This is a genomic window from Psychroflexus sp. MES1-P1E, from assembly GCF_002836055.1.
Lineage (GTDB): Bacteria > Bacteroidota > Bacteroidia > Flavobacteriales > Flavobacteriaceae > Psychroflexus.
On record NZ_PJBS01000144.1, the window covers coordinates 1 to 5,421 of the forward strand.

Genomic DNA, 5,421 nt, shown 5'->3' on the forward strand with positions numbered 1-5,421 from the left:
AAGCCGTTTTTATCCTCAGTTTCTATATCTTCTAAATATATTTTGTCCATTGGGTTTGAATAAGGGTCAGACATTTTTCTGCCCTCAATGTAAAGTTCCTTTGCTCTTTTTAAAGACGATTTATATTCAGTTAATTTGTCTAAACTCGAGTAAGCCAAAGCGGAATAATATTGATTTTCTGCTATTTCATTCATTTCGGATTGTTTTTTAAATATTTCAATTGCTTTTTCAAATCTTTCTGTTTCCAAGTAGAGAACTCCAAGGTGCAAATAATCATAAGCTCCTACGAAATCTTCATTTTCGTTTATTACCAATTGGTTTTCAATTATTTCTATAGCTTTTTCTTTTTTCCCGACTGCTTTGTAGCATAAACCTTTGGCAATACTCAAGTGATAAGTTCCATTTTGAGATTGTCCAATGTCATAGTCCACCAAACTATCAAGTTTTTCTATGTCCTCAATTGCTCCTTTGTAATCTCTGAAGAATTGATAACGACACCAACCTCGATATCCCAAATGTTCTTTTGGATTATATTCAACTGCTTTGTCGATTAGTTTTTTCCAAGTCACAAAATCTCCACTTTTTAGATAAGCGATTGATTTTGCCCAATAAGCATAGTCAAATGTTGGGTCAATTTCCAAGGATTCGTCCAGAACAGTTTGATATTCTTTACTGAATTGGTAATGTCCTTTTATTTCCATTGCTTTTTTGCAGGCATCATATTTTAAGGTATCTCCATAATATTTATAAGCCTCGCAATTTGGTTGTGCAAATAGGCTCGAAAATGAAATTAAAAATATTAGTAGATTTAAATTTTTCATTAAGGTAAAATTTCAGTTATTTCTCCGTCGGTAATTTTAATAATTAAGTACATATAATAGTCAATAAGTACTTCGTCTCTATATAAAATCTGCCAACTTTCAATTCCTTTGGTTATATTGGTAAGTTGAGTAATAATTCTTTTATCAAATTGAATTTCTTGGTAATTGTAGTCAGATTGTAAAATCCTAAAACGGTCTGCTTTTCCTTCACAGTTTACTACAAACCTTATTCTAATTAAGCCATTTTGTTCTTTGTCGGTAACTTGTTTGAAATTAGATTTAAACTTGTTTAGGACTTTTGACTTTTCTCCTTTATAAACTGGACCTTCTCCTAAATTGAAGTATTGAAGTATTTGGTCATCTCCATTACAAACTTTAAAATTGAGATTATCGTTTAAAGTGTCTTTTTCTATATCTCCAACCCAACGCAAGTACTCTTTTGCGTTCTGCGATTCTTTTTCAGTTTTGCAACTGAATATAAAAAGGGTTAAAAATAAAATGATAATTGGTCTGTTCATCGGTTTGTTTTAATGGTGTACAACATTAAATATATGGCAAGTTGGGCAGAAAATAAGCGATTATTTTCGGATTAGCCAAAACGTTGCATTTTGTTTTATTTTTTTGTTCTAAAGCCAAATTAAAAGATTTGGCGGTGTTGGTAAATAGCACTGAACTTTGTTGAACCATCAAACGCCCTATTTGCTATATACCGTGTTGTGTGCAGTATATTTATTTATCCCACGAAAACAGTTTTATTTTTTTCTCTTATTCGTTTTTAACAGGGAGTTCTATGTTTTTTGTCCATTGATAAGTTGAATTTTCGGTTTGGTATAAAATTGTTTTTCCTACACGTATTTCATTAATCATATGAATCATATCGTTGAAAGCATCTTCTAAATCTTCTTCTTCATAACATGATATATGGGTGTGAATATCAGTACTTCCATCTGGAGCTTCAATTCCTAATGTGATTTCAGAGTTATAAGTAGCAATCCAAATTGAGAATTCATTTGAGGGATTTCTCAAATCACAATCAAAAGAACCATCATCTTTGTATTCAATGGTCGGACAAAATACAGGAAGTCGTTCCATCAATAATTCCTTAATTAATTCAGAAAAATGGTCTTGTTTGATCATCTATTCTTTTTTAATTATGTGTAACGTGTTTGTATATGGCTCGTAGCTTGCAAATTAACCATAACTTTTCGGTTGAACTCGAGCCAAATTTTTTAATTTTCTTATTACCTTTTTTCTCAATAAGCCAAATTTATTTCATATTTCCCTATCGGGTAATCTAAAAGATTTGGTGGACTTGGTTAAAAGCACTAATCTTTAGATTAAGCACAAAACCCGTATTAATTATAGCCATTGTTACCAGCTGGCTTATAATTTAGTTTCATATTCTTCTAATTTTTTCCATATATCTATAAATTCCTTTATTCCTTCTTTTTTAAGGTCGGTATTGACAATCAAAAGTTTTCCGATTTTAGTTTCAGTGTTGAAAAACATATGGGTTGCGACTCCTGGGTCTCCACCAGTATGACCTATTTGTCCTTGCGCTGAAATACCCATAAAAACACCCATATTATATTCGTCATTATAAGCACTTTCATTTCTTTCATTATAATTTTTATCAGTCAGTTGTGGTCTAAATAGTTCCTCATAACTTTGCTTATTTAAGATGCTACCATTACCATTATTACCTGCAATTAGTTCAGTTAAGTATTTCCCTAAATCAGTAGAAGAAGTAATTAAACCACCATCAGGATAATTAACCAATTGATAAAAAGCTAATTCGGTTTCTTTGTCTTTGTATAATTTAGAATGTTTTGAAAAATCTACTTCAGTAAATGACCAACCAGAACTGGACATTCCTAAAGGTGTAAGAATATGCTCGTTGGTAAATTCGTTAAATGATTGATTGGTTGCCTTTTCAATTACCAAGGCGGCTAATCCTGCGGCAACATTTGAATATTCAAATATTGCTCCTGGCTTTGTCTTTAAAAAATTATTTTTCTTATACCATTTTCCCTCTTTACTTAAAATATTTTTTAAAAATATATTCAGAGCCATTTTTTCATCAGGTGAGCGAAAATTACTATTTACTTTGGCTTCCTTATTCTCTGCTTCTTTTAAAATATATCCATTCTTCTCATATCTAGAAGGGTCTTTAATACTAGAGGTGTGAGTTGCCAATTGTCGTATTGTAATTTGCTCATTGGGAAAATACGGATTATTTACATTAAACGATAAGTGTTTATCTATGGGGTCGTCTAAATTTAGTTTCCCAAGTTCCTGAGCTTTAAGTAATGCAATGCCAATAAAAGTTTTGGAAATAGAAGCAATGTTTTGAATTGTATTATCCGTGTATTTCTTGCTCGCTTTAATGTCAGAATACCCAAACCCTTTTTCGTATAGTGTGCCATCTTGATTTACAATAGCCACGGAGAATCCATTAATATATTCTCTTGAACATATATTCTCAAGTTCTTCGGTCAATTTTATTGCGATAGAATCATTTGTTTGACAATACATTGAGCTAACAAGAATATTTAAGATTAATGTTAAAACTGATTTTTTCATTTATTTTGAGTGTTTTTGCTTGCTGGTAACGGTTAGTGAAAGAAGCGTTGCCATCCCGCAGGGTGGTAATGATTTTTACACAGTCTTATATGGTGTTTTAATATTTAGTAATCAAGGTACTTAAATTATATGAGGTAAAATTTCTTGCGAGTTAACTTCTTATCTTAAGTCAATGGATAGGTTCTAATCTAGGGCGACTTTTGTATCAAATAAAAACTTAAAAAAATGATACTATCAAAACTTCAAACTCTAGGAAAGGCGTATTCGCAAATAGCGGGTCTTTTATATCTGATTATTGCAATTATTGGCGGATTTAGTATTGGTTATATGCCAAGTGTAATTATTGCTGAAGGAAATGCAGTGCTTACGTTTCAGAACCTAATAGATAATCAAGAATTATTTAGATGGGGTATTGCAGGTGATATCGTAGTAATGGTTCTGGAAATTGTGCTTACCGTGATGCTTTATCATCTTTTTAAATCATTTAGCACTACAGGAATGACCATTGCGACTTATTCTAGACTTGCCATGGCTATAATCATGGGAGTGAATCTTATTAATTACATGATTCCTGCAATAATTATGACCCAGCCTGACTATCTAAGTGCATTTAGTTCTTCTGAATTAGAATCCCTGACCCTTCTTTTTTTCAAGGCTCATAAGTATGGGGAGTTGGCTTGGCAAATTTTCTTTGCGATTCATCTTTTTACGCTTGGATATGTCATTCGAAAATCAAGGAAAACACCTAAATGGTTAGGCATTATAATGTTGTTAGGAGGTATTGGCTATGCAGGAGATAGCTTTATTCAATTCACATTGATGAATTCTGAGATACTTTCTATATTGTTTTCATCTTTGCTTGTTTTGGCTGTAATTGCTGAATTTTGGTTTGCATTTTGGCTCTTGATTAAAGGAATGAACAAAGAAGCCAAAGCTTAAAAGTGGTTATGCTTTTTTCTGATAAGCTCGCTTTTTAATTCGGCTTAGTGATTCAGGAGTCACACCAAGATAACTAGCAATCTGATGTTGAGGAACTCGATTCATTAAGCTAGGGTTATTTTCCATCAAGTCTGTAAAGCGTTCTTCGGGAGAGGAGGTCATAAATGAGGCCATTCTCTCTTGAAGTTCTCCAGCATCTTTTTCAACTTCGTTTTTTATGAATTCTGTAAGCCGTGGTATGCGTTCACACATTTGGTCAACTAAAGATTGATTACCAACTGTCAGTAGGCAATCTTCAGAACATTCCAAAAAATGCTTAGAAGGAACTTGATTGGTATAACTAGAAAAAGAATTGACAGATTGACCTTCCATAAAAAAGGCAGTGGTTTTTTCCAATCCATCTTTTATGTAGAATTCCCTTATGCAACCTCTTACTACAGCATAACATTCTTTTGAGATTCTACCTTCTTTAAGCAATATATATCCTTTATTGAACTCTCGAAGTATGGTGTTCTCAACAATAATTTCAGCTTCATCCGAATTTAAAAATGGAAAATTGGATATAAATGCTCTAAACTCGTTTTCCATCTTTTTTATTTAATACCATACGTTTATGTATATGAAAAGTAGCAGTTTCTTATACACTAATTTTCAGTAGTAAAACAAAGATAGCAGAAAAGAAACAAACTATGAGTTTAGCTCTTTACTGCTATTTTTTATATACTGTGTTATGTGCAGGCTTTTAGATGTTTATTTCAACCTCTAATTGTCTATTTAGTATTCCTTTTCCACCAGCCATTAAATCCTTTATTTTGTCGTTATCGATTCGTAATTTAACAATAATTAGACTTGGTGAAGGCTCTTTCATATATTTCCCTTGTTGAATGTTAAAACTTTTTTTCTTGAATTTTAAAATGTCAAATAAATAACATCCAAGTGGTCCAGCCGCCATTCCTGTTCCTGATTCCTCTAATATTCCATAACGAGGACCAAACATTCTTGAAGTAGCGTCATATTCTGTATCTGTAGAAAATACATAGTAGCCAATTAAATCGAATTCATCACTAACGTCGCTTAT

General features: G+C 32.1%; 7 protein-coding genes. 1 reads left to right on the forward strand and 6 read right to left on the reverse strand.

Annotation, left to right across the window (positions count from 1 at the left end):
* The 4 genes from CXF67_RS04025 to CXF67_RS04040 form a co-directional block, all read right to left on the reverse strand.
* Positions 1-821: tetratricopeptide repeat protein (locus CXF67_RS04025; RefSeq protein WP_102087565.1), on the reverse strand; the 821-nt coding region annotated here is incomplete at its 3' end.
* Positions 821-1,339, reverse strand: coding sequence for a hypothetical protein (locus CXF67_RS04030; RefSeq protein WP_102087566.1), 519 nt, complete (start codon positions 1,337-1,339; stop codon positions 821-823). The genes CXF67_RS04030 and CXF67_RS04025, both read right to left, overlap by 1 nt.
* Before the next feature lie 247 nt (positions 1,340-1,586).
* Positions 1,587-1,958 (reverse strand): hypothetical protein, encoded by a 372-nt coding sequence (locus tag CXF67_RS04035; RefSeq protein ID WP_102087567.1) that lies wholly within the window; start codon positions 1,956-1,958, stop codon positions 1,587-1,589.
* A gap of 246 nt (positions 1,959-2,204) precedes the next feature.
* Positions 2,205-3,404 carry a serine hydrolase domain-containing protein gene (locus CXF67_RS04040; protein ID WP_102087568.1) on the reverse strand — a complete coding sequence of 400 codons (1,200 nt, stop codon included), beginning with the start codon at positions 3,402-3,404 and terminating at the stop codon, positions 2,205-2,207.
* Between the two features lie 225 nt (positions 3,405-3,629).
* Here CXF67_RS04040 and CXF67_RS04045 point away from each other — a divergent pair, with 225 nt between their 5' ends.
* On the forward strand, positions 3,630-4,343 hold the full coding sequence (locus tag CXF67_RS04045) for a DUF4386 domain-containing protein (RefSeq protein ID WP_102087569.1): 714 nt from the start codon (positions 3,630-3,632) through the stop codon (positions 4,341-4,343).
* A 6-nt stretch (positions 4,344-4,349) separates the two neighbouring features.
* Here the strand turns inward: CXF67_RS04045 and CXF67_RS04050 are convergent, their stop codons facing one another.
* Both CXF67_RS04050 and CXF67_RS04055 read right to left on the reverse strand, forming a co-directional pair.
* Positions 4,350-4,931: a Crp/Fnr family transcriptional regulator gene (locus tag CXF67_RS04050; protein WP_102087570.1), complete on the reverse strand. Its 582-nt coding sequence runs from the start codon at positions 4,929-4,931 to the stop codon at positions 4,350-4,352.
* A 154-nt stretch (positions 4,932-5,085) separates the two neighbouring features.
* The coding region (locus CXF67_RS04055) for a PhzF family phenazine biosynthesis protein (protein WP_145990379.1) at positions 5,086-5,421 on the reverse strand (336 nt) is incomplete at its 5' end.